The sequence below is a fragment of the Streptomyces sp. NPDC048484 genome (assembly GCF_040651415.1).
Taxonomy (GTDB): domain Bacteria; phylum Actinomycetota; class Actinomycetes; order Streptomycetales; family Streptomycetaceae; genus Streptomyces.
The window spans coordinates 1-24,066 of record NZ_JBEZJY010000084.1 but is presented as its reverse complement, the minus strand read 5'-3'; the positions used below and the strand labels follow the sequence as shown (position 1 = coordinate 24,066).

Sequence of the window (24,066 nt, the reverse complement as noted above, 5' to 3'; positions counted from 1 at the left end):
GGACTTGCACCGGCTGGCTGCCCTGAGCTTGACGCTCGGTTACATCTCCTCAGCCTCCTTTCGAACCGGGACAATGCCCGAGCTGCTGGACGTACACTCCCCTATAGATTCCAGGTTCTGTCGACGATCATGTGATCCGGGCGGGCTGGACTCATCGCGCGAGCAAGACGCGTTTGCGAAGGAGATCGAGACCGGCCCGGCCGAACATCTGGCGTTTGAGCATCTTCAGCCGGTTGATGTTGCCTTCGACGGCGCCGGAACTGTGGGGAAGGGACAGTCCGTTGCGGACGGCGTCGAAGTCGCGGCGGAGGTTGCGGGCGAAGCCCGCGAGTGGGGCGAGGGAGTCTCGTTCGACCTCGGTGATCCAGTCCTCGAGGCGGTCGCCGTGGCGTGCGGTCATCATGACGGCGAACTTTCTGACATGAAGAGTGAGCCGGTCCAGCTCAGGATCGCGTTCACGCAGCCGATGAAGCTTTCCGGCGACCTCGTCCCGCAGGCGTTCGGGGTGGGTCATGATCCACGAGGTGACCTCGCGGACCGACGGAGGCTTCGGCCCCGGATCGGGTGCGTGTCCGCGCCCGGTGCGGTACTGCCGCAGATGACGTTGGACGGCCAACTCGCCTCCGGGGTAGCCCTGTTCCTGAATCTCTCGGTAGAGCTGGGTGGCGTTTCTGACGCCATCGTTCCAGCGCCGGTGCAGGTAACCGACATACGGGTCGACGACGTGCGCCCGCTGCAGGCTTTTGGCGACGACGTCGTCCGCGGAGGGGGCGTTAATCAGTTTGCGGACGGTGGCCTGGTGCAGTCCGAGTTTCCGTCCGATCCCCGCCTTCGACATACCCTGCTGCCACAACTCATGGGCAGCAGCATGTTGTTCACGGAGCCGAGTCACGATCTTCAGCTCTGTCGGCAGCTGGACCACCTGCGGTTCGTCGGGGGTGTCTGCGGGTTCCGAAGGCGGTTCGGCCAGACGGGAGCGATGACCGTTCACTGTCTTCTCGACCGCTTGGCCGAGATTGGCCCACAGATGATAGCGATCAGCGACCTGCTCGGCCTGCGGCGCTCCGATGCGTGCGCCCTCCGCGTAACCACTGGACCGGTCCCGGCAGATCACCTTCACCTCGGGGTGGCCGCGGAGCCATGCGGCGAGGTCTTCGCCCTCGCGCCCCTCGTAGAGATGCAGCGGACGGTGGGTGGCCATGTCGATCAGCACCGTGCCGTAGTGACGGCCCTTGCGGAAGGCGAAGTCGTCAACGCCGAGGACCTCCACCTCGCCGACCTCCGGATCGGGCAGGGCTCTGACCAGCCGCAGCAGCATGTCCTTGCCCACGGTGATGCCGACCGCGGAGGCCAGGCGGGCTCCTGCACGGCCGGCCAGGGCCAGTCCGATCCGCGTCAGCACCCCGCGCAATAGCGGGGTCTGCCGACTGTGCGGGGTCGTCAGTCCCACGATCTGTTCGGCGAACGTCACTGCCGTGCAGGCAGCGTTCTCGCAGCGGAACCGGCGTATGCGTAACTCGATCACCACGTCGAGGCCGCCCACGGCGACGTCACGCAGCTTGCGTACGTACCGGCCGTGCACCCGAGCGGAGCTTTGACCGCACCGACAGGACCCGCTCGCCGCCCGCACCCGCGTCCTCAACACCACCTTGTCCGGCCGTCGCTCGACCTCCTCGATGAGCAACGCGGACAGGCAAGGAAACAGCTCCAAGAGCACATCACGAGAGCACGCGATGCATGATTGCGAACGGTCGACCCGAACCGCTCAACCGTCCGGATCACAAGATCGTCGACAGAACCAAGATCCGTGACGGGCACGTGGCGAACCGTCCGGTCTACGTCGTCATGGCCGTCACCGCCGAGGGCCACCGCGACATCCTGGGGATCTGGGCCGGCGACGGCGGCGAGGGCGCGAAGTACTGGCTCAGCGTCTTCACCGACCTCAAGAACCGGGGCGTCGACGACGTCCTGATGCTGGTCTGCGACGGCCTGAAGGGCCTGCCCGAGGCGGTGGAGACCGTCTGGCCTCGGACGATTGTCCAAACCTGTGTCGTTCACCTCCTGCGGAACTCCTTCCGGCACGCGGCCCGCCAGGACTGGGACAAGATCGCCAAGGCGCTCAAGCCGGTCTACACCGCGCCGAACGAGGCCGCCGCGGCCGAGCGCTTCGGCGAGTTCCAGGAAGCCTGGGGGAAGAAGTACCCGGCGGTCATCCGGCTCTGGGAGAACGCCTGGGCCGAGTTCGTGCCCTTCCTCTCCTTCGACGTCGAGATCCGCAAGGTGATCTGCTCGACAAACGCGATCGAGTCCGTCAACGCCCGCATCCGCAAGGCCGTCCGGGCCCGCGGGCACTTCCCCAACGAAGCCGCGGCCCTCAAGTGCGTCTACATGGCGCTCATGAGCCTGGACCCGACCGGCAAGGGCCGCAAGCGGTGGACCATGCGCTGGAAGGCGCCCCTGAACGCCTTCCAGATCGCCTTCGAAGGCCGGCTCACACCGGCCGCCAACTGACCCCTGCAGAAACTGGATCAGCCGTCTACTGGACACACCCGCCAGCCCCCCTGAGGTGCGCTGGGGTGATCATCGATCCAGGACAGGCCTCCGATGTCGAGATGGTGGCGGGTGCGGGTGATGGCGACGTAGGCGAGACGGGCCTCACCGTCGTCGATCGGGCCGGGCGCCGCGCGACCGGTGTCGTCCAGCTGGTCGGTGTCCTTGGGCGGGGTGAAGTCGTCGGCGATTTTCACCCGCGACCATTCGCGGCCCTTGGCCTTGTGGGCGGTGGAGACGGTTACTTCGGCCTGTTGCTCGGGGGCAAGTTGGGCGACTGCAACCAGGATGGCGTCGGTGCCGTGGGTGTCGACGAGGTCGACCAGCGGCTGCAGATCCCGTCCGGCCAGGTCGTAGGCGGCGTAGTCCTGCAAATCGCCCCAGGAGGGGAACAGCACCAGTTCGGGATGGGTCGTGCGGCGGCCTTCCTTCAGGTCGCGGGCGGCCAGGGCCAGGGCGCGCAGGCTGTCTCCTCCCCCGACCAGCGCCACGCGGTGTCCGGCGGTCAGCAGTTCCATGACCTGGGCCATGGCGCCGACGTTGGTGCGGCACAGGACGGCGTGTGCTGCAATGCCAAGGCCGACCTTGTCAGGAACGTCGTCCCTGGCTACAAACTGCGCTGGCCCGACAGGCGAAGCCGCAGGGCAAGGACCAACGGAGGCTGAGAACGTGGTCACGTCATGGAGTGGAGTTTGGTGGGCTGCCGATCACCCTGGCCGGCGAGTACCAGGGACCTTGGTCCGGGAGGACCGTACCTGGGCGCTCAACCTTGTTGGGACGCTGCTGCCCTTCAAGCACGACCACGACGGCGCCCTGTCGCTGGTCTCACCCATGACGATCTACGGCATGTGTTTGGGCACACGCTGCACTCTCGCCCCGGCGTACCTGTCCGAGCAGCAACAACCCGGGAAACGCTATGACGTTCCCCGGGACGAGCGCACCACAGACGATGATCAGCACTCACAGGTCTGGACCGCCTACAGCTTCCTCGAAGGCGACGCTCTACCCAGCGACGCCCTGTTCCAGGCCGCCTCATTCGAATTGACGGGCCTGTCGGCGTGGTGGCCGCTGAGCGGTTTCGGGAGAGGCCGGATCGACCCGTCCGAGGTGAAGGGCTATGAGCCCCCGGAACCCACCATTGCGGACTGCGGCAATGGCTTGACCATCACTATCTGGGCCAGTCTGCGAGAGACCAGCGGGTGGAACCGATACCACTCTGTAGCGGAGCGGGTGTGCATGGAAGTAGTCAGCGAGACCGGTCTCACGCTGACTCAACTGCAGGAACGGGTGATCACGCCTCTACGCAGCCTGCTGGCCATCATCAGTCACCGGCGCGTCGAATGCTTCAATCTGCGGCTCCGGCCACTCGACGATGATTATCCCGATCAGGCCCGCTTCGGATACCCGATCACGGTTGATCCCGGAATGATCGACGGAGAGGCCGAAGTTGCGTCGGACCGCCCAGGTGTACGGCCGACGTTCACCGCGGATGACACCGACCTGAGCTCGTTCATCCCCGCGTGGCTGACGCTTGCAGAGGTCAACTCGGTGCCTATCTCTGCTGCGGAAGCACGCCACGCCTCAGGAGTCCTTCAGACAGGGGTTGTGGAGGTCGTCAACGCGGCCGAGACGCTCCACCGGACCACCCACAGCGAGCCTTCCGACTACCCATTCGCCGACAAGGTGCTCGACATCCTCAAGGAATCCGAGAGGACAAACCGGAGGGAGCGGGACACCGTGTACTCCGCCGTCAAGATGACCCAGCTGCGTCTGGAAACACGGCTGCTGCAGTTGGCCGGAGGGCTGGGCGAGGAGTTCTGTACCTGGTTCTTCCCGAGCGGAGCAAAGGACTGGGCGTTCGTGGCATCTGCCATCCGAAACGCGCTCAGTCACGGCTACCCCACCAAGCATCGCCTTGAGCACGACACAGAAGCCCTCGTAGGGGTCCTGCGAGTAACCCAGGCCGTCATCCAACTCCGGCTGCTCGTCGAGGCAGGCCTCCCCCACGGCAACGCATTGAAAGCTCTTGTCGAGCAAGACCCCACGTTCGCCGCGGTGAGGCACCAGACCGTAGCCGACTGGCCAGCCCTCGCCGCCACCATCCGGTGATCTGCAACAGCAACTCACAGCTACCTATAGGCGCACCACTACACCAACGAGTTACCCAAGATCATTCCCACACAACTACAGGACCGCAGGCCAACCACCAGAACACTCAAATCGAACAGACCGCCATGCCCTCCTCACCATCTCCGTACCGGACCGCCCTCCCAGCTCCAAATCCCAACCAAATGACGGGACACCAGACCAGAGCCACCAAGCCCCCTCAAGATCACTACTCCATCACAAATGTTCCTCCCGCCCCCTCGACGGCAAACATCGAATGATTTAACTTTCCCCGTCAACTGCCCTCGCGAGAGCCGTCCTCAACGAAGAGAGTGCTCGGCATGACGCATGCTTCAGGCCACGCGACCCCAACGCACAGCAGCGTGTTCCCCCTGCGCACACAGAATCTCCCGGCCCCCGAGCTCCGCGAGCTCCCCGCCCCGCCGAGACGGGTGTGGCCGATCATCGGCCCCGGCGTCGTAGCGGCCGGAGTCGGGCTCTCCTCCGGGGAGTTCATCCTCTGGCCGTACATCGCCTCGCAGGCCGGCCTGGTGTTTCTCTGGGGCGCCGTGGTCGGCGTGCTCACCCAGTGGTTCATCAACATGGAGGTCGAGCGCTACACGCTCGCCACCGGCGAGACCGCCGTCTCCGGGTTCAACCGGTACTGGAAGCACTGGGGCGCGGTGATGGTGGTCTTTACCTACGCCGCCAACCTCTGGCCCGGCTGGGCGATCAGCTCCGCGACGATGCTGAGTTACGTCTTCGGCGGCGATCCGGCGATCATCGGCATCTGCCTGCTGGCCGCGATCGGGGCGATGCTGACCCTGGCTCCCGTGGTCTACAACGCGCTGGAGAAGCTGCTCTTCTTCAAACTGGCCGTCGTCGCCGTCTTCTTCGTCCTGGCCGTCCTGCTCGCCGTCGAGGCCTCCAGCTGGGGCGACCTCCCCGACGGCGCCACGCACTTCGGCCGGATGCCCACCGACCTGAGCGTCGCGGTGCTCATGGGCGCCATCGCGTACGCGGGCGCCGGCGGCGGGCAGAACCTCTGCCAGTCGAACTGGATCCGCGACAAGGGCTTCGGCATGGGCCGCTACGTGCCGCGGGTGGTCAGCCCGATCACCGGCAAGGAGGAGGCAGCCTCGACCACCGAGGCCGCCGCGGGCTACGTCTTCGACCCGGCCGACCGCGAGAACATGTCCCGCTGGCGGCGCTGGTGGCGGCTGGCCAACCTTGAGCAGGGCATGACGTTCGTCCTGGTCACCATCGTGACCATCGTGCTGACCTCGCTGCTCGCGCACTCCACGGTCTTCGGCATGGAGGGCCTGGCCAACGACGTCTCCTTCGTGGAGGCCGAGGGCGAGGAGCTGAAGTCGACCGTCGGCGGCTGGTTCGGTACGACGTTCTGGCTGATCGGCGCCTTCTCCCTCTTCACCGCGGCGACCGGCATCGTGGACTACACGTCGCGGATGGCGGCGGACGTCCTCAAGTCGACGTATCTCCGCCGGCGCCCCGTCACCGAAAGCAAGCTGTACTTCTGGCTGGTGTGGGGGGTCGTCGCCGTCGGCGCCGCGATCCTGCTCGCCGGCTTCGACCAGCCACTGGTGCTGCTCGTCATCTCCGCCTGTGTGTCGGGCCTGATGATGTTCGTCTACTCCATCCTGCTGCTCGTCCTCAACCGCAAGTCACTCCCCCGCCCCCTGAAAATCCGCAACTACCGGGTAGCGGCGCTGATCTGGGCGGCGCTGCTGTACGGCACCCTCGCCGCCCTCACGATCCGCCAGCAGTACATCGACAACTTCTGAAGCCTCCGAGGTGCGAACCCCCCCGACTGAGGTAAACGCAGCCGGCAACGCCCGCCCCGACCGCCGCAGCCAGTCCTGGTTCGGCGCCGAGGGCCGGACCGGCACGATCTACCGCTCCTGAATGCGCAACCAGAGCTTCGGCCACGAGGTCTTCGACGGCCGCCCGACGATCGGCACAGCCGTCAGCGCCTCCGAGCCGGCGCCCTGCTCTTGCGCACGCCGCCGGCGTCGACCTGCCGGCGGTGATGGTCACCGGCGGGCCGATGCTCAACGGTACATACCGGGGCCGGGACGTCGGCTCGGGCACCGCGGTCAGACAGTTCGAGAAGGACCTCACGACCGGCCGGATGACCCAGGAGGAGTGCTTCTTCGCCGAGGGCCGCATGGCCCGCTCGACCGGCCAACGCATGACAATGGGCACCGCCCCGACCATGATCTGCATGGCCGAATCGCTCGGCATGCAGCTGCCGGGATCGGCCAACTGGCCCGCGACCGACGCTCACCCAGCGCACCGGCGCTGACCTGCCGGACTGGATCAACACCGCCCGCGCCGCACAGCTGCCCGGGACCACCGGTTTCGCCCGCGGACTGACCTCCGATCTCGAAGCCGTGATCGCCGGACTGACCCTGCACTGGAGCTCCGGCGGCACCGAGGGCGCCGTGACACGCGTGAAAAAGATCAAGAGGCAGCTCTACGGCCGAGCCGGATTCGAACTACTCCGCAAGATGATCCTGCTCCAGTGACGCTCCGCGAACGCTCCCCAAGATCTGTGCCAGAGCCCACTTCTCGTCGACATCCACGACTCTGTTAATCACCAACTGGCTCCCGAACGCGTCGACAGTCGTTGTTCCCGGAGATGAACAGAGCCAAGACACGAAGTATCGACTGGAGATCAGCATGACGCGACCCTTCTGAACCATCACCCGTTGATCACGCGGACGCCTGGGTCATTGAGGGATGAGGCGGGGATTGCCCCAGACGAATCGGTCGACCTTGCAGTACAGAGGGTCGCCGACCAGGTCGGCGCTTTGAAGCGTCAGCCGCTCCGCGCCTTTGACGTCAATGGCGATCTGGACCAGCCGGTCACGGGTGGCAGTCCAAGAGCCGGCTCGTTTGCCGTCGACGAGTACTCCGAAGGTGCCCACCGCATCCGCATCATCAGGACCGGCAGTGACGCCCAAGGTGGCTGTGAACTTGGTGTACTGCCCCTTCAGCGCGTATTCCGTGCCCCCGCCCAGTCTCTCTGTTGCCAACCCGCATCCTTCCGAAAGGCTGTCGGCGTACTCGCGGCCGTCCATGCGAAATGATCCCGGCTGCAGCTCGCTCGACCCTTCCGCATATGGCAATCCCGAAACTGACACCGGAGCCGATGACCTCACCGTGGGTGTGGAGGAAGCCGAAGCAGAAGCACTGGCTGTGGCAGACTCCTGCGCTTTCCTGGCAGTGGAAGGGCTCGCAGCTCCTGTCTGGTCATCCTTTCCCTTTGCCTCCGGGGTGGTGGAGTCCGTGTAGTGCATGCCCACCCATATCCCGGCCGCTAACAGCAGAACGACAGCTAAAGCCCCGCCTGCCACCGCCATGGCACAGGCCGCGCGGCGTCGGCCAGGGGGCTGGTGAGGATCCGCACCACCTGCCGTGTCACCGGTTTTCCGCATGTCAGGCCGGTGGTGCGGATCCTCACCACCGTGCCCAGCCCCAAGGATCTGCCGATCATCATCGCGCTGTGGGGCACCGGAATGCCCGTCGGATTCGTCCTGCTGCACTATCTGCAGGTAGCGCTCCTGGCACTCGTCCAATTCGCGCACCGCGGCTCTGCGGCGGCGCACCAGCTGGTCACGACGGGCGGCCAGCTCCATGGCCTTGGTCTGCAGCTGCTCCTCAAGGCGACCGTGGGGTTGATGTTCCTGCCCTTCGTGTCGAGTGAGCAGGTCTGTTTCCCGCTCACGCACCTGCGCCAGTTCGTGGGTGACAGCTCTCAGTTCCATCTCCAGGTCGTACACGCGCAGGAGCAGCGAGTTCTGGTTGCTGCCGCCGGGGGTCCCCAGCTTGGCCAGGAGACTGCGGTAGTCGTTCAGTGTGTGCGCGCTGAGTGCCTGATACGCCTGGGGCGCCAGATCAGCGCGTCGATCTACTTCCTCCAGAAGGGCTTCAACCACGTTCAGCGGTGGCATGGTGCTGCCGCTGGTGTAGGTGCGGATCGTCTGTGCATACGCCGGATACCGCCTGCCGAATTCCCGTGACGACATGCCCGCCGTCTCCAGCAGACCCTTCAGCCGCTTACCGAACTGCTTACGCAGACGCCCAATCTCCGTCCTGACATCGGGGTTGTCGGACGGCGCCCCGTCATCGTTGCCGCAGTTGGCCCTGTCACCGTTGTCCCTGGACACTCTGTGCTCGTCCTCACCACTGAACTACGCCCCGTCTGGCCTGACTTGTTGAGTCTGGTGCAGTCGCACACCGCGGCGCAGCCAGTTCACAGTTATCCACGAAGCCGCCAAGGCCCGGCTTTGCACAACCGCCTTGACCAACAACTGCACCGCCTCATATGCCAGAGCGGCCGCACACCCGCAGGAGAAGTCACCGTGAACAATCACACCAATCTCGATGTCGTCGTCATTGTCGTGCTGGCCCTGGCAGGCCTCGCCGCCGGGTACGCCGCATACACCAACCCAGCCCTGGGCGCAGCCCTGACTCTGGCCGTCGCCGTCGTCCTCATGCTCCACACCCTGATCAAAAAATGACCCGCATCCACCAGCGCCCGCACGAGGCCCAGCCAGCCCACGGCCACGACCGGGGGCATGGATCTGGCCGGAGGCGGTCGCGGCGACCGTGCTCGTGCGGCGATCCCGACGCGTACGTCGACGCCCAGCCGGGACAGGGTCCGCACCCGCAGCATCTCCCCTAGGTGCCGGACGTCGGTGCCGTGGTTCGGCGTCACCGGCCGTGAGCCAGCCTCCGGCCCACGGGGCGTCGGTGGTTTCCAGCACGCGACCGCCCAGGAGTCGGACGATCACAGCGGTACCTCCATCCGGCGGGACGCTCCCGCCTCACCCCTTGGCGGGGCTCGGCACCCGAAGGACAGCACCGGGTCGCCAGCGACTTCGTACAGGACCTCACCGGGCCTGCCGCCCCGGAGCGGCACGGGGGCGGAGATGTGCCCGCAGTAGGACGGGATGACCTCCTATTCCACGAAGGCGCCGACTGTCTTGCCTGCCCTGTCGCCGGGGTCGCAAATGCATGTCCGCTGACCAGGCCATCCGCACGGCCTCGGGTGGAACGTCAGTGTCACGTCTGCGCCCTCAGGCGATGTCCTCGTATCCGGGCAGGATCGCCGTCTCCGTCCGCACACGGAGCCGGATCTCAGAGTCGGCCGGGACCACGTCGACGCTGGCGTCGGCGGCCGCCCTGGCGACCTCCCGTACGGCCATGGGGGTCAGCCGCCAGTCCCGGGTCGTGTGTCCCTGCAGGCAGGTGATCGCGGTGTCCTCGCCCTGCGCCGTCAGCGTCAGCCCGGTCCGTGCACCGCACTCACGGCAGGTCACCGGCATCTCTGTCGGCGGTCATGGCGCTGGGCGACCAGCGACAGGTGAGTGGCCCGCAGCACGACGGGGCCACCGGGGTGGTCGGAGAGCCAGGCCTTCATCGCGCGGCGGTCGGCCCGCTCGGGGCCGCCGACCCCGTAGGCGGGCGAGACGTGGGGGTAGTAGCCGTCGTCCGGGATCCTCGGGAAACGGCCGCCGGTGACGTCGGCGTCGATGCCGGTGGTCAGCTCCCACAGGCGGCGGGCCGATGCGCCTGGCCGCGCCGCGCACTCCACCGCGACCGTGCCGACCGAGGGCCTGTCGTAGATCAGGTCGAACGGTGCGATCGTGGCGCAGGCCTCGCCGACCCGGTCGACGACGGCGGTGATCTCCGCCTGCGTGTATTGATCCACCGGGCCGCCGTGCATGACCGTGACGTGGACCCACCGGGCAGGAACCGGCGCCAGACCCGGACGATGGGTCAGCTCCCGGTACGGGATCACGAGCTGTTCTTCCACCAGTGCTTCGTCGTACAGCAGATGCCAGTGCAGGTCATCCCGGCCTGCGGGCCACGCATGCCGACGGCTCTCCACTCAGGAGTAGAAATCTTCGACGCTCGCAGCCACAACTCCCCCTCATCACCGACCGGTTGTGATCACGCTACCCGGACCCTCCGCCCGCCCGGTCAGGGGCCGCCGGGCCGTCGGCGGCCACGGCGCGGCGGCGGCGCCGACACGCGACACCGGCGAGCGAGCCCCGATCCCCGGCAGCGTCCGCGCCGCCCATTCGCCCCTTCCTCACCTCAACTTCAGCAGGGACATGGGCGAAAGCGGCCGCAACGGGGATGTCGGCCTCCCGACCACGGCAGGAGCAGGCGTCGTGACCTGCGAGTTCGTGGGCAGGTGCGGCAAGGGGTTCAGGACGGTTGTCGGGCGGGTTGTCGGCGGGGGTGTGGGCCTGGTCCACGGCGGTGTTGTCGCTTCGTGACCGTGGTGGGGCCTTCGTGGTCGGGGTTCTGGTCGGGGCCGGCTGCTGCTGTGACCCGGTACGCGCGGCGCCGGGCAGGCCGGTGCCGTACCGGACGGGAAGCGAGTAGCTCCGTAATGATCGGCGTGGACGCGGGCAGCGGGGACCGGATGGCGTTGGCCGTGCTGGCGCAGTACCGGATGGCCACCACTGACCAGATGCACCGGGTGATCGCCCCTGAGGTGCGTATCGAGCAGACCCTGCGGCGGCTGGCCCGGCTGCGCGTGGAGGGGCTGGTCGATCGCATCACCCTGCCGCAGGCCGGACGGACCCGGGTGTGGTTCCCGACCTCGTACGGCGTGCAGCTCGCCTCGGAGTGGCCCGAGATGCGCGAACGGCGGCCTTCCAGGACCGTGTCCGATCCGACCGCCGTGCGGCTGAAGGCCGGCCACACGCTGACGATGACCGAGACCGCGCTCATCTTCATCGAGGACACCCGCCGCCGCGGCGATGTGTGCGAGCCGCTGGACTGGATGACCGAGGTCTACCATCCGATCGGGAGCGGCGAGTCCGTCATCCCCGACGCGGTCCTGTACTACCGGCGAGGTCCCGTCGACGGTGACAACGGGTCGATGCTGCGGGCGTTCGTGGAAGTCGACCGGGCCACCATGGGCCCCGAACGCCTCGCCGCCAAGCTGACCGCGTACGAGCGCCTCTACCGCTACGTGCCCGTGGTCCCGGGGCGCCGGCCGACTCTCCAGGAACCGGCGGTTGCGGAGTGGCGGCGGCGCTACCCGCTCTTCCCGCGCGTCCTGTTCGTCCTGGACGGCACCGGACCGGCCGGTGTCGAGAACCGGATCAGCGCCCTGCGCGCGGGGGCCGGGCTGCTGGCCCGCTTTCCGTACGACGTCCCCGTGCTCGTGGCGCCGCTGGCCGACCTGCTCCAGCACGGCCCCTCTGCACCCGTGTGGCGTCCCGTCCACGACCCCGGCCGGCGAGCCCGCTGGACAGAGTCCGGGCATCGCCAGACCTGACGCGCGGCCGCCGCAGACACGGCACGGGTCTGTACTGCGCTTCGCCGGCAGACCCTCCGTAGCGAAGTAGTCGGCCACCGCGCCAGCGCGTATCCGCCCCTTGTCGACCTGGTCAGCCGCGCATCCGAGCGCCAACGGCCGACCGGTCGAAGCAACACGAGGGGCACTACGAGAAGCGCTACGACAGGCACCACGAGGGACACCAAGAAGGGCAACACGAGAAGCAACCGGCCGCCTCGCGGTCTCTGCGGGCGTCAGCAGTGCGCTGACCAGCCGTGGTCGGGGCTGGACGCGGCACGGCGGGAGGCGTGGTCGGGGTCATGGTCAGGGCGACCACGCTGCCGACCACGTGGCGGCTCCAGGGCTCCGCCGGACGCCCGGACGGGTGACTTTTTCCCTCGCGTACGCGGGCGCCGTTCTAGCCGTATGAGTCCAACTTGCAGGTTTTTAAAGGCTATTGACACACTTTATGGCGTTCTGTCATTTTCTATTCCGCCGCTTCGCGGCGAACGAGCGAGAGGTGATCTCATGGCACGAGTACGACTGGCCGAGTACGACGCGGCCCAGGCCACCAAGCGCCTGAAGGTGTCCGCGGCTGCCTTCCGGTGGGCGCGGCACATCGGGCTCATCCCGGCACCGGACGTGTCCTCCTGGCAGTGGTCGCGGGCCGCTGTGGAGGCGCTGGACGCCGACGCGATCCGGGCCGCGATGCCCTCCCCGCCGATCTCCGGCGGTGCGGCGGCGGACCGGATCGCCGAAGCCCTCGGCACCCCGAACGTGATCGGCGAGCGGGCGAACGTGACGTCGTTCGTCGTCCGGCGGTTCATCGGCCGGAAGCTGCTGACCGAGCTGAGCGCGAACTCCGACGGCTCGCTGGTCCACCCCGGCCAGGTAGCGGAGGTCTGCAAGCGCGAGGACCTGGCGGAGCTGGTCGCCGCCGATACCCCGCTCGGACCGGAGCAGGCGGCGGCACGGCTCGGGGTCCGCAGGGTGGAGTTCGACTGGATGCTGCGTCTGAAGTGGATCAGGCCCGCTGAGTCGATCGAGGTGCGGTTCGGGACGTCCCGGGCCGGGGCCGTCGACGTCGCGCTCTACACCACGGCGTCCGTCGACGCGCTCGCCGCGCGGACCGATGTCGACTGGCAGCAGCTGCGCTCAGTCGAGAAAGGCTGGCGCTCACCGCTCGCGGCGCTGGCGAAGCAGGCCGCCGTGGCGTGACGCCCGGCGGGACCCGTTCGTTGACCGGGTCTGTGGAGCAAGAGACAAGCCTCCGGGGCCGGTTGCGCCCCGGAGGCTTCGTCGCCCCGGCGCCCCGCCGTGGAAGGGCCGACCGCTGCGGGCGTCGGCGTAAGCGTTCGTTGCTGAGACGCCCAACACCTTCGCTCCGATCACCTCCGGCGGAGCTGTAAGCGCTCGTTTCCCAGACCCGGGCGGAAGCGGGCGGAACACTGGAGGCGTGTCACGAGGACTCGGGCGAGTGCAGCGGGCCGTGCTGGCGTACGTGCGCAGCGAGCCCGGAGGCCTCAGCGACATCGACGTCACGGCAGCCTACGCGCCTCGGATTGTTCGGTCAGTGACGGCGGAGTTCATCGGACCAGTCACGGAGTTGGTCGTCGACCTGGAGGAGCAGCAGGTCATAGACCGGGCCGCCGGGCTCGTTGCGGTACGGGCCCGCGTACGTGTAGCCGAGGCGGTCGTACAGGCCGCGGCCGCCGGTGTTGTCCGGGCGGACCAGGAGCGAGGCGTAGTCGGGGTCAATGGCCTTGATCAGCTCGGTGTGGAGACGGGAACCGATGCCCTGGGACTGCCGGGCCGGGGTGACCGCGAGCTCGCACAGGCCCATGAGGCGGCCCGCGCGGACGTGTTCGGGGATCTCGGGAAGCAGGTCGCCGTACCAATACTCGAGTGTGCAGGGGAAGGCGTAGCCGAAGCCGACCATGGATCCGCTCACGTACGCGGCAACCAGCGTGAAGCCTTCGTGGCGGAGGTGATTGATGACCTGGCGGCGCAGCGCGGCGGCGGACAGGCCGTCGGTGGAGGCGCCCGGGGTGTCGACCAGCTCGGGGTGCGCGTCGGACCAGATGTCCGCGACCCTGTCGAGCAGCGGCGGGACCTGGCCTGGGCCGTAGGTGCGGATCACGACGTCTGTGCGGGTACTGGTCACGCCCGTCCTCCTCCGGTGGCGGTGATGGTGCGGTACTCCTCGATCCAGTCGGCGACCGCGGGGACGCGGCCGTGGCGCTGGAGTGCGCCGGCGACGTTGTGCAGCGACTGCAGCAGGTCGCTCATTTCCGGCGAGACGTAGAAGAGCACCGCTTGGTCGAGGCGCTGGATCTCGTCGGCTTGGAGTTCCTCGCTCTCGATGGTGCCCACAATCGACGCGCCTGTCGCCAAGCGGGTCCCTTCGAACCGGTTTAGTTGGTGACGGCCACGGCGGCTCGCCAGGTGCCGGACTACCTCAGCTCGCAACTCGGGCAAGTCCACTGGACGTAAGTTCACTGCTCCCCCTTGAGGTATCGACCTGCCTACCGTCGGACCGTGACGACACCTTCTGCCGATGCCGCTGGGTCCGGATATATCTTCGCGGCCCAACAGGCACTGACGTTCCATGGCCGGGCTCAGGTTGTATCCCAACTATCACGGAGGCCAGGAGCGGCAGGGCGTCCTTCAGCAGGTCCTGAGTCCCATATAGCCTCCGCGAGGAGCCGGACAGCAGTACGTCGGACGTAGTCGTGAACGCCATCGTGTGTGAGGCGGGTCAGTGCGTCGTGCACGGTGGCGTCGCCTGGCCATTCCTCCGCTAGCACGCGAGCTGCAGTGCGTCTGGCCTCGTTGCTGCCGTGCTGGGTGAGAAGGATGAGAGCATCGCGAGCGGCCACGTCACCTGGCCAGCCCTGACCGAGCTGACGGGCTACAGCGCGTGGGACACGTTGGTTGTTGTCGTGAAGGAGACTCACTACGGCGTCGCGGGCCGCAGCATCCCCTGGCCACCCCCGCGCAAGCACTCTGGCGGCAGCACGGCGGATGCTCTCATTGTCGTCACGGCAGAATTGGATGACGGCCTCGCGAGCGGCGATGCCACCTAGTTGTCCCTGTATAAGGCCGCGGGCGGCGATACAGCGGGCCTTCTCGTCGGTGCCTCCAATGAGAAGGACAAGGGCTTCACGAATGGCAGCGCTATCGTCATCCGCCCAAGCCTCTGTTAGTGCCTCGACCGCACCGTCGCGGACGTATTCGTCCTCATCGCTGAGGAAACTGCCGATGAGGTCGTCGCTCAGCGGCCCCTTCACGAGACCCTCGACAGCGGCGCGTCGGACGCTCCTGCTGCCGCTGCCGGCGAGCCGGACAAGGACGTTGCGCACTACGGGGTCACCCGCCCACCCCTCGGCAAGTTCCTCGACAACGACACAGAAGGCGTCCTCGCCACCGCCAATGAGCTGGACAAGGACATCACGCACAACTGTGTCGCCCGCCCACCCCCGCGCGAGCCCGTCGAAGGCATCGACGTCGAAGTCCTCGCCGTGGCCGAGGAGACCGATCAGGAGATCACGAACGACAGCGTCACTCGGCCATCCGTACACCAGCCCGTCGACGGCCATGCCGCGGATCGCGAGATCCTCGTCGTTGATGAGGCGCAGGAGAACATCCTTCGTTTCAGGGTGGACGGGCCAGTCGCGGCAAAGGGCACGCAGGGCAGTACGCCGGTTGTCCGTATCGGTGAGACGGGAGGCGGCCACGAGAACGGCCAGTTCATCCACCATTTGGAGAGACCCCCCGGGCACGAGATCCTGCTCCAGGTCGACGGCGGTGAGTTCCTCTTGCGAGTTCATCATGCGGGCCTTGTTCAGAGCGACGGCGATGTCATCCAGAGCAGGCTGAGCGAGGAGCTCCTGGGGGACTACCAGCAGTGAAGGCGCAGGATCGGGGGCCGCGACCGTGAAGTCGGCAGCATCGGTGTGCAGGGAAAGACGGTACATATCGGTACGGGCCTGTTCCCAGAGCGCTTCCAGCGTACGAACGCGCTCTGCGGCGCGTTCGGCTTCCTCGTGCGCGGTGTGCTTGTGGGCGATCGCCTGTTGGGTTTCGCCCCGTAGCCGGATGAGTTCATCGGGGCTGTCCCTGCTGTGATATGCGCGCGCCTCAAGTGCGTGATGGGCGGAGATGATGTCGCGCAAGGCACTAATGATGGACCACAGGGTGGTCATGAGAAACTGCGTGTTTCGCAAGGCGTAACGCAGGCGGGTCTCAGTGTGGCGGGCGCGTTCGAGGTCGACTTCAAGACGCAGCGTCGCAACCGTCTCCTCATGCCTGCCGTCTGTCGTGCCTCCCCGCTGAACTGGGGGGTGTGCAAGCCGAGGCAGGCTCGTATCCTCCAGATCGGCGAGTAAGTCCTGCGCCACAGCGAGACGTTCACGGTGCTGTTCAGCGGTCAGACCCGCGGCTCGACTGGTGATGAGTAGGAACTGTCGGGTAAACGGCCAGGGTGGTGTCGGCCGGGCCTGGGCCTTGAGCAGTCGGTCGATGTGCGACTTGGAGAACGCCATTTTGCTGATCAGGTTTGCCGTCTGGCTGCCCGAACTCCCCTGTTCTGACCTCTCCTGCTCTCGCTGGGCCTGAGCGAAGGCATCGGAGATCTCCCGGGTGTTCAGGCCGGCTAAATGAGCCTGGCGATGCAAGAAGTGTGCGTATGCCTGGAGCGGCCTCCCTTCGCTCTGCTCCTGGTTCACCTTGTTTGCCATACGCAGCCCCGGCCCCCGTCTATGCGTTCCGCGTCCCCGAAGCGGTCGGCGTGTCCCAGGGACAGTGCCGATCTCGTGACCGGCGTACCCCTGGAGCAGCAGTGCTTCCCTGGACGTCCCTGTGGGGCCCCGGCTGTCCCACGGACGCTTGGACACCACTCCTCAAGAACCCATTGTCACCGTCACGCCCGGCTCCGGAGACGAGTCGGGGATGAATACGTGAAGGAGGCCGTCCCCGTGAACGCCCTGCCCTGTGGGTCCGCAACGTCACCCATCACCACCGTGTCCAGCTGGCATGAGATGGCAATTGACCTTACATGCGCTGCTCTGCCTGAGTTTCTCGGCGCCTCGGCTGCAACGCAGTGGGCTGCGCAGCACGCGCTGTACGGCGGCTCGGAAGAGGCCGCGCTCGACAACCCGAAGCTGTTCGACCGGCTCCAGGAGGTGAGTTACCTCTCCGAGCCCGAGGCCGCCGTCCTCAGCACCAATTGCGAGGACATCCTGAACGAACAGCCCGTGGTCACCCAGGCGGTCATCCGCAGGACTGTCGAGGGCTACGTGGACGCCGAGATCGCGTACATGCTGCACATCACCCACGCGGCGGTCCAGATGCGCAAGGCCCGCTTCCGCAACGCCCTGTACGACGCGGCCCGAGAGCGACGTGTCTGGATCCCCGAGCAGCTCCACACGAAGGCCGGCGCCCGCCACCGCAGCCAGCGAGGTGGGGCGTGACCGTTCAGCTGCTCGTGGCCCTGATGCTCGTACTGGGCATGTGCATCCTCTTCTCCGCTCTTGCCGGCCTCATCGGGTTCGGCGTCGCCCGTCTGGTCAAGGTCCCGGTGGACAAGGCGATCGGTTGGGGAAGCTTCGTGGCCTTCAGCGCCATGACGCTGTGCATCGCCCTCCTGGGAGTCCTCCTGCCCCTGCTCGTGTGACCGGCGCCTGGACACAGACACAGGGCCTCGGCGTCGTCCCCTGGGGATACCCACGGGCGGGCTGCACCGTCCTTTGTGCAGCCCGTCTCTTGGCCGGATGCGATGACCGTCGTCATGGCAGTGAGCTACCTGTGTGCATGTACCGCTTCCTGACAACCGTCAGGACCCTGCCTGCATGCCTCCGAAGGCGGCGTCGTCCCCAGTTAGGGCGCGTATTGAGTCGTGATCAATTGGTGGTCCGGGTGAGGTCTTGGATCCAGATCATCGAGGCTCGTAGGTGGAGGCCGGCGAGGTAGCTGTCCGGGGACTTGTCGTATCGGGTGGCGATGCCCCGCCAGGCCTTGAGCCTGTTGATCAGGCGCTCGACGGTGTTCCTCTCCCTGTAGAGCCCGGTGTCGTGGCTGAGGGGCCTGCCGCCCCTGCTGCCCTTCTTCTTCCGGTTGGCGGTCTGGTCCTTCTTCTCCGGGATCACCGCCTTGATGCGGCGTTTACGCAGGTACGCGCGGTTACCGCGGGACGAGTAAGCCTAATGGGAAGCGAAGGTCCGCAGAAGTTGGCCTTCTGGGCGCGGGCCAAGCCTTTGAGTATGCCCGGACCTCGGAGTCCTGTTGACAAGACGAGGCTGGCTCGCGCCCAGCAGCATGGGCCTCAACGGGGCATCGTGGCGGTCTCGTTGGTGCAGGCAGTTTCGTCTTTGGCTGCTGCGCGGTTTGCTGCTAGTCCGAGCCGGTTGTGCGGATCACCTCTCACCTGTGCCTTGAGCGTTCAGCTCTGACGTGGACCGGGGGCCGTATGACTCGCTGGGGTTGCGAACGGCTGGTGGGATGACGCGCCTTGAGCACTTCCATTAGGGAGCACGCGCACCCTGCACAGGCTCTGGCCTGGGAAAAGAGTCGCAACGAAGGAGGCCGAATGGAGATCACCGGGTTGCCGACGATGGTGTTCTGCGGGGTGGACTGGGCCGAAGACCACCACGACATAGCCCTGGTTGACGCCGAGGGAAAGCAACTTGCCAAAGTGCGGATCAGCGACGAAGCGGCGGGGTTCGCCCAGCTCACAGCCCTGCTGGCTGAGCATGGCGATAGAGAGGACGCCCCGATCCCCGTGGCGATCGAGACATCGCGCGGACTCCTCGTCGCCTGCCTGCGGGCCACCGGTCGGCCGGTCTTCGCGATCAACCCGCTGGCAGTCGCCCGCTACCGGGACCGACACTCCGTCGCCCGCAAGAAGTCGGACGCCGTCGACGCTGCGGCCCTCGCCAACATCCTGCGAACCGACATGGCCGCCCATCGGCCGCTGCCTGCGGACTCTGAGCTCGTGCAGGCCATCGCCGTGCTGGCGCGGGCCCAACAAGATGCCGTCTGGGCTCGCGGCCAGGCCCAGAACAAGCTCCGCTCCCAGCTCAGAGAGTTCTACCCGGCGATCCTCGAGGCCTTCGCCCACCACAAGCACGGCCTGTGCTCGAGGGAAGCCCGTAGCATCCTGACCGCAGCCCCGACCCCGACCATGGCCGCGAAACTGACACGGCAGCGCCTGCAGACACTGCTCAGGCGGGCAGGCCGGGTCCGCGGTATCCAGACCGAAGCCGAAAGGCTGCACGAAGTCTTCAGGCGCGAGTACCTCCACCAGCTCCCGCAGGTCGAAGCAGCCCTCGGGCATCAGACATCCGCCCTGCTCAGGCAGCTCAACACAGCCTGCGACAACACTGAACAGCTCGAAGAAGCCGTCACGCAAGCCTTCGAGGAGCATCCCGATGCCCCGATCATCCGCAGCTTTCCGGGGCTCGCCGCACTGACCGGCGCTCGGATTCTGGCAGAGATAGGGGATGACCGGACCCGCTTTGCCAGCGCCGGATCGCTCAAGGCCTACGCAGGAAGCGCCCCAGTCACCAGGTCCAGCGGCAAAAGCTGCATGGTCATGAGCCGGAAGATCAAAAATCAGAGGCTGGCCGCTGTCGGCTATGTCTGGGCATTCGTCTCCCTTACCCGCTCACCAGGCGCCCGGGCCCACTACGACCGTCATCGAGAGGCCGGCGACCGTCACGTGGCAGCACAGCGGAACCTCTTCAACCGCTTCATGGGAATGCTGTTCCACTGCCTCCAGCACGGTCACACCTACGACGAAGCAATCGCCTTCCCTCAGCCCGCACCCGAACTTACTGCAGCAGCGGCTTGACGCTTATCCGCGTGGGATGTCTTGTCCCCGGCGACCGCGTCGGGCCGGGTCCGGGGACGGCCGACGGGGCCGCGGACCCGTAATTTTGTGAGCACGGGGATGAACTGCGGACTGTCCGCGGCCTGGCCCGCGGTCAGCACGAACGCCAGCGGGCGGCACTTGCGGTCGGCGGCGAGGTGAACCTTGCTGGTCTGCCCGCCCCGCGAGCGTCCGAGCAGAGCGGCCTTCAGGCGGACTCTTCGCCGACGCCGGATGCGTCGTCGCTCCTCCCGCTCACGGTCTGCCGTGAGGTCCTGCCCGCTTTGTTCTTCGAGGCTGCCCCCTTTGACCTGGCCTTCTCCTCCTCGGCGGCAGCCTTCTCCAGCGCGGTGATGACATCCTGGTCCAGGTGCATCCCGGCGGCGTCGTGGTGGGCCCGCGCGGTGGTGGAGTCGATACTGACCAGGGACAGGTCCACCTGACCCCGCTTCGCCGCTTCCGCGATCAGGCCCTCCAGCAGGGCCTCGAAGACGCCGGCGTCACGCCACTGCCGGAAGCGGTTGTGCACGGTCGGCCAGGCGCCGAACGCTTCCGGCATCTCCCGCCACTGCCCGCCGGTCCTGAACCGCCAGATCACACCCTCGAACTGCTGCCGGAGCCGCTCGGGGTACGGGCCGTACTCACCGATCGGCAGGTACGGCCCGATGAACTCCCACTCTGCGTCCGTCAGTTGCACTCGCGTCACGCAAGAAGATCTACCGGACCAGACCCCGCCGCAAGAGCGAATCCCAGAGATTGATCACCACTCGATACGCGCCCTAGAACCGATGCTCGATTTTCTTGTCACGTGCGGCACACCGCGCCCTGGGAACCGTCCGACGGGAACTTCCCCGCGATCCGGTGCCCCACGGGAGGGCTGCCCAGGGAAGTAGTCGGCGACCACCGGGGGGCCGCGTTCTGGGATATAGCGGCCGCGCAGGCACCGCCATCCAGGTTGCACAGTGCCGCCTACCGCTCAGCGACTGCACCCGGCCCGACGTTCCGTTCCGGACCATGTGCAGCCGCTGACCACTCGCTGCGCCCTACTTCCAGGCGCGTTCGACGGTGACGGAGTTGGAAACCGTCTCCACGCCGGCCGGAAGCTCAAACGCGCAGTCATCCTGGAGGTTGGCCAGCAGTTCCTGCTCCTGGTCAGTGGTGACCTTCAGGTAGTAGAGAGCCCGCTTGGAGTGGAGTTCGGACTCGTGAATGTCGCGCGTCGTGGTGTAGGTCTTCTTGTCCTGCCCCGGCGCGATGGGGTCTCGCGGGCAGTAGACAGTGTGCTCGGTGCCCGGGTCGCCGAAGTTGTTCAGCTGGGCGACCAGGTAGTACTTCGTCCCCTTGTGCGGCAGGCAGTTCAGCTTGGCCGTCGTCTGGAAGGTGCTGCCCGCCTTGTCCGGTGCACTGAGCTGCACCGCCGGGAAGCGGCACTTGGTAGGGGTCGGGGGTTCCTCCTTGCCGCCGAAGGCCGACAGCGCGAACGCGGCGACCGCGGGCACGAGGGCGGCGATCAAGGCCGCGATCACGACCTGCCATCGGGCCATTCGGAAACGGCGAGAGCGAGGGGCGGGAGCCGGTGTCGGGCTCTGGGGAGTGGATTCCACAGGTACCCCCTGTATTGATGTTGTTACAGAGGGAGACGATGCGCCCGCTTGCGTTAGTTGCATATAAGCAGGCTGGGTTTCAACGCATATAAAGAAGGGCTCACGTAACCGTCTCCGCGCGTAGCGCACGTAGTACCTGCCGCCCCACCCACCTCCTGGTTTCCGTACCCCCGACCGGACACCTATGGCCAAACCTCAGCGGAAACTGTCCCGCCGACCGACTCCGCACAACCCTCGACACCCACCGGGCGCCTACGGAAGCCACGTCTGCATGATGGATAGGCGTCACGCGGTGACGCATACCGCAACGGTGCGTGGATGCGTCACGGGCCGCTGTCGGCGGCGTCGCGGCGTCTTCTCCATGCCCTCGTACGGCACTTCGGGGAGCAGTACACCGAATCCGTCCGCTTGCGCACCGACACCGGCACCCCGCACGCCGGACAGCGGGCCTGCCCCCACACGATCCCGCCCCTGATCAGATCCAGGCTCCGGTCAACGACCCGCCGGTAGATCTCGTTGTAGCGCTGCACCCGTCGCCAGTGGCGGCTCCGGCACACCGTGTCACAGTACCGTCGCCGGGGACCCGCGTCTTGGGGCAGCAGCGCCCGGCACTGCGCGCACCGCCGTACAGGCTTCCTTGGCACCCCGCCAGCGTCTCGCCCCGGCCAGTACACCGGAAGAGCGCATGCGCTTCGTGCAGTGCGCTCATCACAAGCCTCGTAATCGATCGACCGAAGGCAACAACTCGCCGTTCTTCTCTTACGCTCCGAACATGAACGAGAACCCCGCATACCGCGTGATCCAGACGAAGTTCATCAACAACGACTACGAGGCCATCTGTGAGGCTTTCGGTGGCGGCTTCGAAAACCTGCCCGCGTGGCGGACGCTAGGCAACCTGCTCGCAGGCCGGGCCGGCTGGCACTTCGACCTCAACCTCCACAACGCCGAACCCATCTGGAGCCTAGGCACATTCGGCGAGTCGCTCCTCCTCATCCACGTCAACGACTTGTGTCAGTACCACTGCTACGACCACCGCGCCGACGACGACACCACTACGACCGATGTGTCAGCCGTTGAGGCGTGGCTCGAACCCCGAGAGGAGCAGGCTCGCCGTCCCAGCGCGACACTGCTAGAAATGGCTCAGGCGAACGGCTGGCAGACTCTCAAAATTCTCCCCATCCCGCTAAGGGTCAGCTGGTCAGACGGCCATTTCTGCGCAGCGACGTATCCGCTGGACGAAGTCAGCTTCGGACGAACGCTGCCCGAAGCGGTGAACAGGGCGGCAGAGATGATCTGCCAGTTCCTCGGCGCCCCTGCGGATATCGCCGCAAGTATGACCCTCACTGTCGAACTCGATGCCTCCGCGACAGCCCGCATCCGAACTGTCTGAACAGACGGACGCGCCGGGAGTCAGCGTTCATCAGTCAGACAGCCCAGACACCCGCGGATGGCAGCAAAGCGCGCACAAACAGCCGGAACGGCAGGGTTGCGCCGCCCGGGTGTCCATGCGCAAGGCCACCCGGGCGGCGCAGCTGCCGGGTGGAAGACATCCGGCATGCCATGGACCCTGCCGGAGCCGATGCTCACCGACACGGTGCGCAGCCCCGTCCTGCCATCACGGTCGGCCGCGGAGCCGAAGTGGGACGGATTCCGGGCTGCCGTCTCCGTCGAGGGCGGCCAGGTGGTGCTGCGCTCACGGCGCGGCACCCTCATGGGGCCCGCGTTCCCGGAGGTCGTGGCCGGCGCCGCGCAGCTGCCGGACGCCACCGCCCTGGACGGCGAACTCATCGTATGGAGCGCCGACGGGCGTCTCGCCTTCGAGCAGTTGCAGAACCGGCTGCACCGGCGCGGCCCCGCAGCCGCCCGGGCCGCCGCACAGCAGCCGGCCCACTTCGTCGCGTTCGACGTGCTGCGCCTCGCGGACGCCGACACCACGGACTGGTCGTACCGACGGCGCCGTGGGCACTGTGCCCGTCGACCACCGACCCGGCCACCGTGCACGAATGGCTGACCACCTGGACCGCGGTCGGCCTGGAAGGCGTCGTCTTCAAACGGCTCGACAGCCCGTACCGGCCTTCGGCCAGAGGCTGGTTGAAGTACAAGGTGCGCGAGACGACCGAAGCCATCGTCGGCGCCCTCACCGGCCCGCCGACCGCGGCGCGCACCCTGCTGCTCGGCAGATACGACGCCGCTGGCCGCCTCCAATACGTCGGCCGCACCACCGTTCTGTCCAAGCCGGCCGGCCGTACCGTCGCCGAACTGCTCACGCCGGCAGACTCCGGCCACCCATGGACGGGCTGGAACTTCGGCGCCGGGTGGGGCAACCGGGAGACGCTGGACATCACGCTGGTCCGGCCCGAACTGGTCGTCGAAGTCGGCGTCGATGTCGCCCGCGACGCCTCCGGCCGCTGGCGCCACCCCGCCAGCTGGCACCGACCACGCCCCGACCTCACACCCGCCGACCTCCCCGCTTTCGTACGAAAATGATCAAAGTCGTGGCGCGATTTCCCGTAACCGGATCAGTGAGTCTTTGTCAGTAACGGATCATGGCGTTGTGTGATCGTTCAGATGGTGCGGTCGTACTCGAGCTGGAGCAGGACGAGGGCTGCGGCGGC

19 protein-coding genes and 6 pseudogenes are annotated in these 24,066 nt (G+C 66.9%); 14 read left to right on the top strand and 11 right to left on the bottom strand.

Translation table 11 applies throughout. From position 1 onward, the window contains the following. Nucleotides 1-151 precede the first annotated feature (151 nt). Entirely contained in the window at nucleotides 152-1,711 is a 1,560-nt protein-coding gene (locus AB0D14_RS42980) for an ISL3 family transposase (protein ID WP_362790394.1), read from the bottom strand. 89 nt (nucleotides 1,712-1,800) lie between these two features. Here AB0D14_RS42980 and AB0D14_RS42975 point away from each other — a divergent pair. Beyond that, nucleotides 1,801-2,511, top strand: a pseudogene (locus AB0D14_RS42975) (IS256 family transposase); the annotation flags it as partial. A 17-nt stretch (nucleotides 2,512-2,528) separates the two neighbouring features. On the opposite strand, the pseudogene AB0D14_RS42970 reads toward AB0D14_RS42975, so the two are convergent. Further along, nucleotides 2,529-3,110, bottom strand: a pseudogene (locus AB0D14_RS42970) (3'-5' exonuclease); the annotation flags it as partial. Here AB0D14_RS42970 and AB0D14_RS42965 point away from each other — a divergent pair. From AB0D14_RS42965 to AB0D14_RS42950, 4 genes and pseudogenes are all read left to right on the top strand, one after another. Next, complete coding sequence (locus tag AB0D14_RS42965; protein WP_362790392.1) at nucleotides 3,067-4,659, top strand: HEPN domain-containing protein; 1,593 nt, start codon at nucleotides 3,067-3,069, stop codon at nucleotides 4,657-4,659. The pseudogene AB0D14_RS42970 and the gene AB0D14_RS42965 sit on opposite strands and share 44 nt — an antisense overlap. 338 nt (nucleotides 4,660-4,997) lie before the next feature. Continuing rightward, a complete protein-coding gene (locus AB0D14_RS42960) occupies nucleotides 4,998-6,458 on the top strand; it encodes an Nramp family divalent metal transporter (RefSeq protein ID WP_362790389.1) in 1,461 nt (486 codons plus the stop codon). A gap of 121 nt (nucleotides 6,459-6,579) precedes the next feature. After that, nucleotides 6,580-6,958 (top strand): annotated as a pseudogene (locus tag AB0D14_RS42955) (dihydroxy-acid dehydratase); the annotation flags it as partial. A gap of 76 nt (nucleotides 6,959-7,034) precedes the next feature. Continuing rightward, nucleotides 7,035-7,202 (top strand): annotated as a pseudogene (locus AB0D14_RS42950) (ISL3 family transposase); the annotation flags it as partial. 204 nt (nucleotides 7,203-7,406) lie between these two features. On the opposite strand, the gene AB0D14_RS42945 reads toward AB0D14_RS42950, so the two are convergent. Next, nucleotides 7,407-8,846 carry an NPCBM/NEW2 domain-containing protein gene (locus AB0D14_RS42945; protein ID WP_362790386.1) on the bottom strand — a complete coding sequence of 480 codons (1,440 nt, stop codon included), beginning with the start codon at nucleotides 8,844-8,846 and terminating at the stop codon, nucleotides 7,407-7,409. A 195-nt stretch (nucleotides 8,847-9,041) separates the two neighbouring features. On the opposite strand from AB0D14_RS42945, the gene AB0D14_RS42940 reads away from it, so the two are divergent. Further along, complete coding sequence (locus AB0D14_RS42940) at nucleotides 9,042-9,200, top strand: hypothetical protein (RefSeq protein WP_362790384.1); 159 nt, start codon at nucleotides 9,042-9,044, stop codon at nucleotides 9,198-9,200. 558 nt (nucleotides 9,201-9,758) lie between these two features. On the opposite strand, the gene AB0D14_RS42935 is transcribed toward AB0D14_RS42940, so the two are convergent. Together AB0D14_RS42935 and AB0D14_RS42930 are read right to left on the bottom strand one after the other, a co-directional pair. Continuing rightward, nucleotides 9,759-10,001 carry a hypothetical protein gene (locus AB0D14_RS42935; RefSeq protein ID WP_362790381.1) on the bottom strand — a complete coding sequence of 81 codons (243 nt, stop codon included), beginning with the start codon at nucleotides 9,999-10,001 and terminating at the stop codon, nucleotides 9,759-9,761. Then, nucleotides 9,998-10,573, bottom strand: coding sequence for a 2'-5' RNA ligase family protein (locus AB0D14_RS42930; protein ID WP_362790378.1), 576 nt, complete (start codon nucleotides 10,571-10,573; stop codon nucleotides 9,998-10,000). The genes AB0D14_RS42935 and AB0D14_RS42930 overlap by 4 nt, the downstream gene beginning before the upstream one ends. Before the next feature lie 510 nt (nucleotides 10,574-11,083). On the opposite strand from AB0D14_RS42930, the gene AB0D14_RS42925 reads away from it, so the two are divergent. After that, nucleotides 11,084-11,980, top strand: a complete 897-nt coding sequence (locus AB0D14_RS42925) for a replication-relaxation family protein (protein WP_362790376.1) — start codon at nucleotides 11,084-11,086, stop codon at nucleotides 11,978-11,980. A 528-nt stretch (nucleotides 11,981-12,508) separates the two neighbouring features. Beyond that, nucleotides 12,509-13,198, top strand: coding sequence for a hypothetical protein (locus tag AB0D14_RS42920; protein ID WP_362790373.1), 690 nt, complete (start codon nucleotides 12,509-12,511; stop codon nucleotides 13,196-13,198). Between the two features lie 352 nt (nucleotides 13,199-13,550). Here AB0D14_RS42920 and AB0D14_RS42915 read toward each other — a convergent pair whose 3' ends face one another. From AB0D14_RS42915 to AB0D14_RS42905, 3 genes are all read right to left on the bottom strand, one after another. After that, nucleotides 13,551-14,144 carry a GNAT family N-acetyltransferase gene (locus AB0D14_RS42915; protein ID WP_362790371.1) on the bottom strand — a complete coding sequence of 198 codons (594 nt, stop codon included), beginning with the start codon at nucleotides 14,142-14,144 and terminating at the stop codon, nucleotides 13,551-13,553. Then, entirely contained in the window at nucleotides 14,141-14,374 is a 234-nt protein-coding gene (locus AB0D14_RS42910; protein WP_362790368.1) for a hypothetical protein, read from the bottom strand. Before AB0D14_RS42910 ends, AB0D14_RS42915 begins: the two co-directional genes overlap by 4 nt. Before the next feature lie 224 nt (nucleotides 14,375-14,598). Continuing rightward, a complete protein-coding gene (locus AB0D14_RS42905) occupies nucleotides 14,599-16,719 on the bottom strand; it encodes a HEAT repeat domain-containing protein (RefSeq protein ID WP_362790366.1) in 2,121 nt (706 codons plus the stop codon). A gap of 300 nt (nucleotides 16,720-17,019) precedes the next feature. On the opposite strand from AB0D14_RS42905, the gene AB0D14_RS42900 reads away from it, so the two are divergent. Both AB0D14_RS42900 and AB0D14_RS42895 read left to right on the top strand, forming a co-directional pair. Continuing rightward, on the top strand, nucleotides 17,020-17,451 hold the full coding sequence (locus tag AB0D14_RS42900; RefSeq protein ID WP_362790363.1) for a hypothetical protein: 432 nt from the start codon (nucleotides 17,020-17,022) through the stop codon (nucleotides 17,449-17,451). Next, entirely contained in the window at nucleotides 17,448-17,654 is a 207-nt protein-coding gene (locus AB0D14_RS42895; protein ID WP_362790360.1) for a hypothetical protein, read from the top strand. Before AB0D14_RS42900 ends, AB0D14_RS42895 begins: the two co-directional genes overlap by 4 nt. A 226-nt stretch (nucleotides 17,655-17,880) precedes the next feature. Here the strand turns inward: AB0D14_RS42895 and AB0D14_RS42890 are convergent. Then, nucleotides 17,881-18,180: pseudogene (locus tag AB0D14_RS42890) on the bottom strand (transposase); the annotation flags it as partial. A 386-nt stretch (nucleotides 18,181-18,566) separates the two neighbouring features. Between AB0D14_RS42890 and AB0D14_RS42885 the strand changes: the two are divergent. Then, nucleotides 18,567-19,829: an IS110 family transposase gene (locus AB0D14_RS42885; RefSeq protein WP_362790358.1), complete on the top strand. Its 1,263-nt coding sequence runs from the start codon at nucleotides 18,567-18,569 to the stop codon at nucleotides 19,827-19,829. A gap of 20 nt (nucleotides 19,830-19,849) precedes the next feature. Here the strand turns inward: AB0D14_RS42885 and AB0D14_RS42880 are convergent. After that, nucleotides 19,850-20,553: pseudogene (locus AB0D14_RS42880) on the bottom strand (IS5 family transposase); the annotation flags it as partial. A 337-nt stretch (nucleotides 20,554-20,890) separates the two neighbouring features. Next, nucleotides 20,891-21,391 carry a hypothetical protein gene (locus AB0D14_RS42875; RefSeq protein WP_362790355.1) on the bottom strand — a complete coding sequence of 167 codons (501 nt, stop codon included), beginning with the start codon at nucleotides 21,389-21,391 and terminating at the stop codon, nucleotides 20,891-20,893. A gap of 832 nt (nucleotides 21,392-22,223) precedes the next feature. Between AB0D14_RS42875 and AB0D14_RS42870 the strand changes: the two genes are divergently transcribed. The 3 genes from AB0D14_RS42870 to AB0D14_RS42860 all read left to right on the top strand — a co-directional run bounded on the left by AB0D14_RS42870 (nucleotide 22,224) and on the right by AB0D14_RS42860 (nucleotide 23,938). Next, a complete protein-coding gene (locus tag AB0D14_RS42870) occupies nucleotides 22,224-22,841 on the top strand; it encodes a hypothetical protein (RefSeq protein ID WP_362790353.1) in 618 nt (205 codons plus the stop codon). 165 nt (nucleotides 22,842-23,006) lie between these two features. Next, the gene (locus AB0D14_RS42865) at nucleotides 23,007-23,462 is read left to right on the top strand and encodes a hypothetical protein (RefSeq protein ID WP_362790351.1); all 456 of its coding nucleotides are present in this window, start codon (nucleotides 23,007-23,009) and stop codon (nucleotides 23,460-23,462) included. Next, complete coding sequence (locus tag AB0D14_RS42860) at nucleotides 23,447-23,938, top strand: ATP-dependent DNA ligase (protein WP_362790349.1); 492 nt, start codon at nucleotides 23,447-23,449, stop codon at nucleotides 23,936-23,938. The genes AB0D14_RS42865 and AB0D14_RS42860 overlap by 16 nt, the downstream gene beginning before the upstream one ends. The last annotated feature ends 128 nt before the right edge of the window (nucleotides 23,939-24,066 follow it).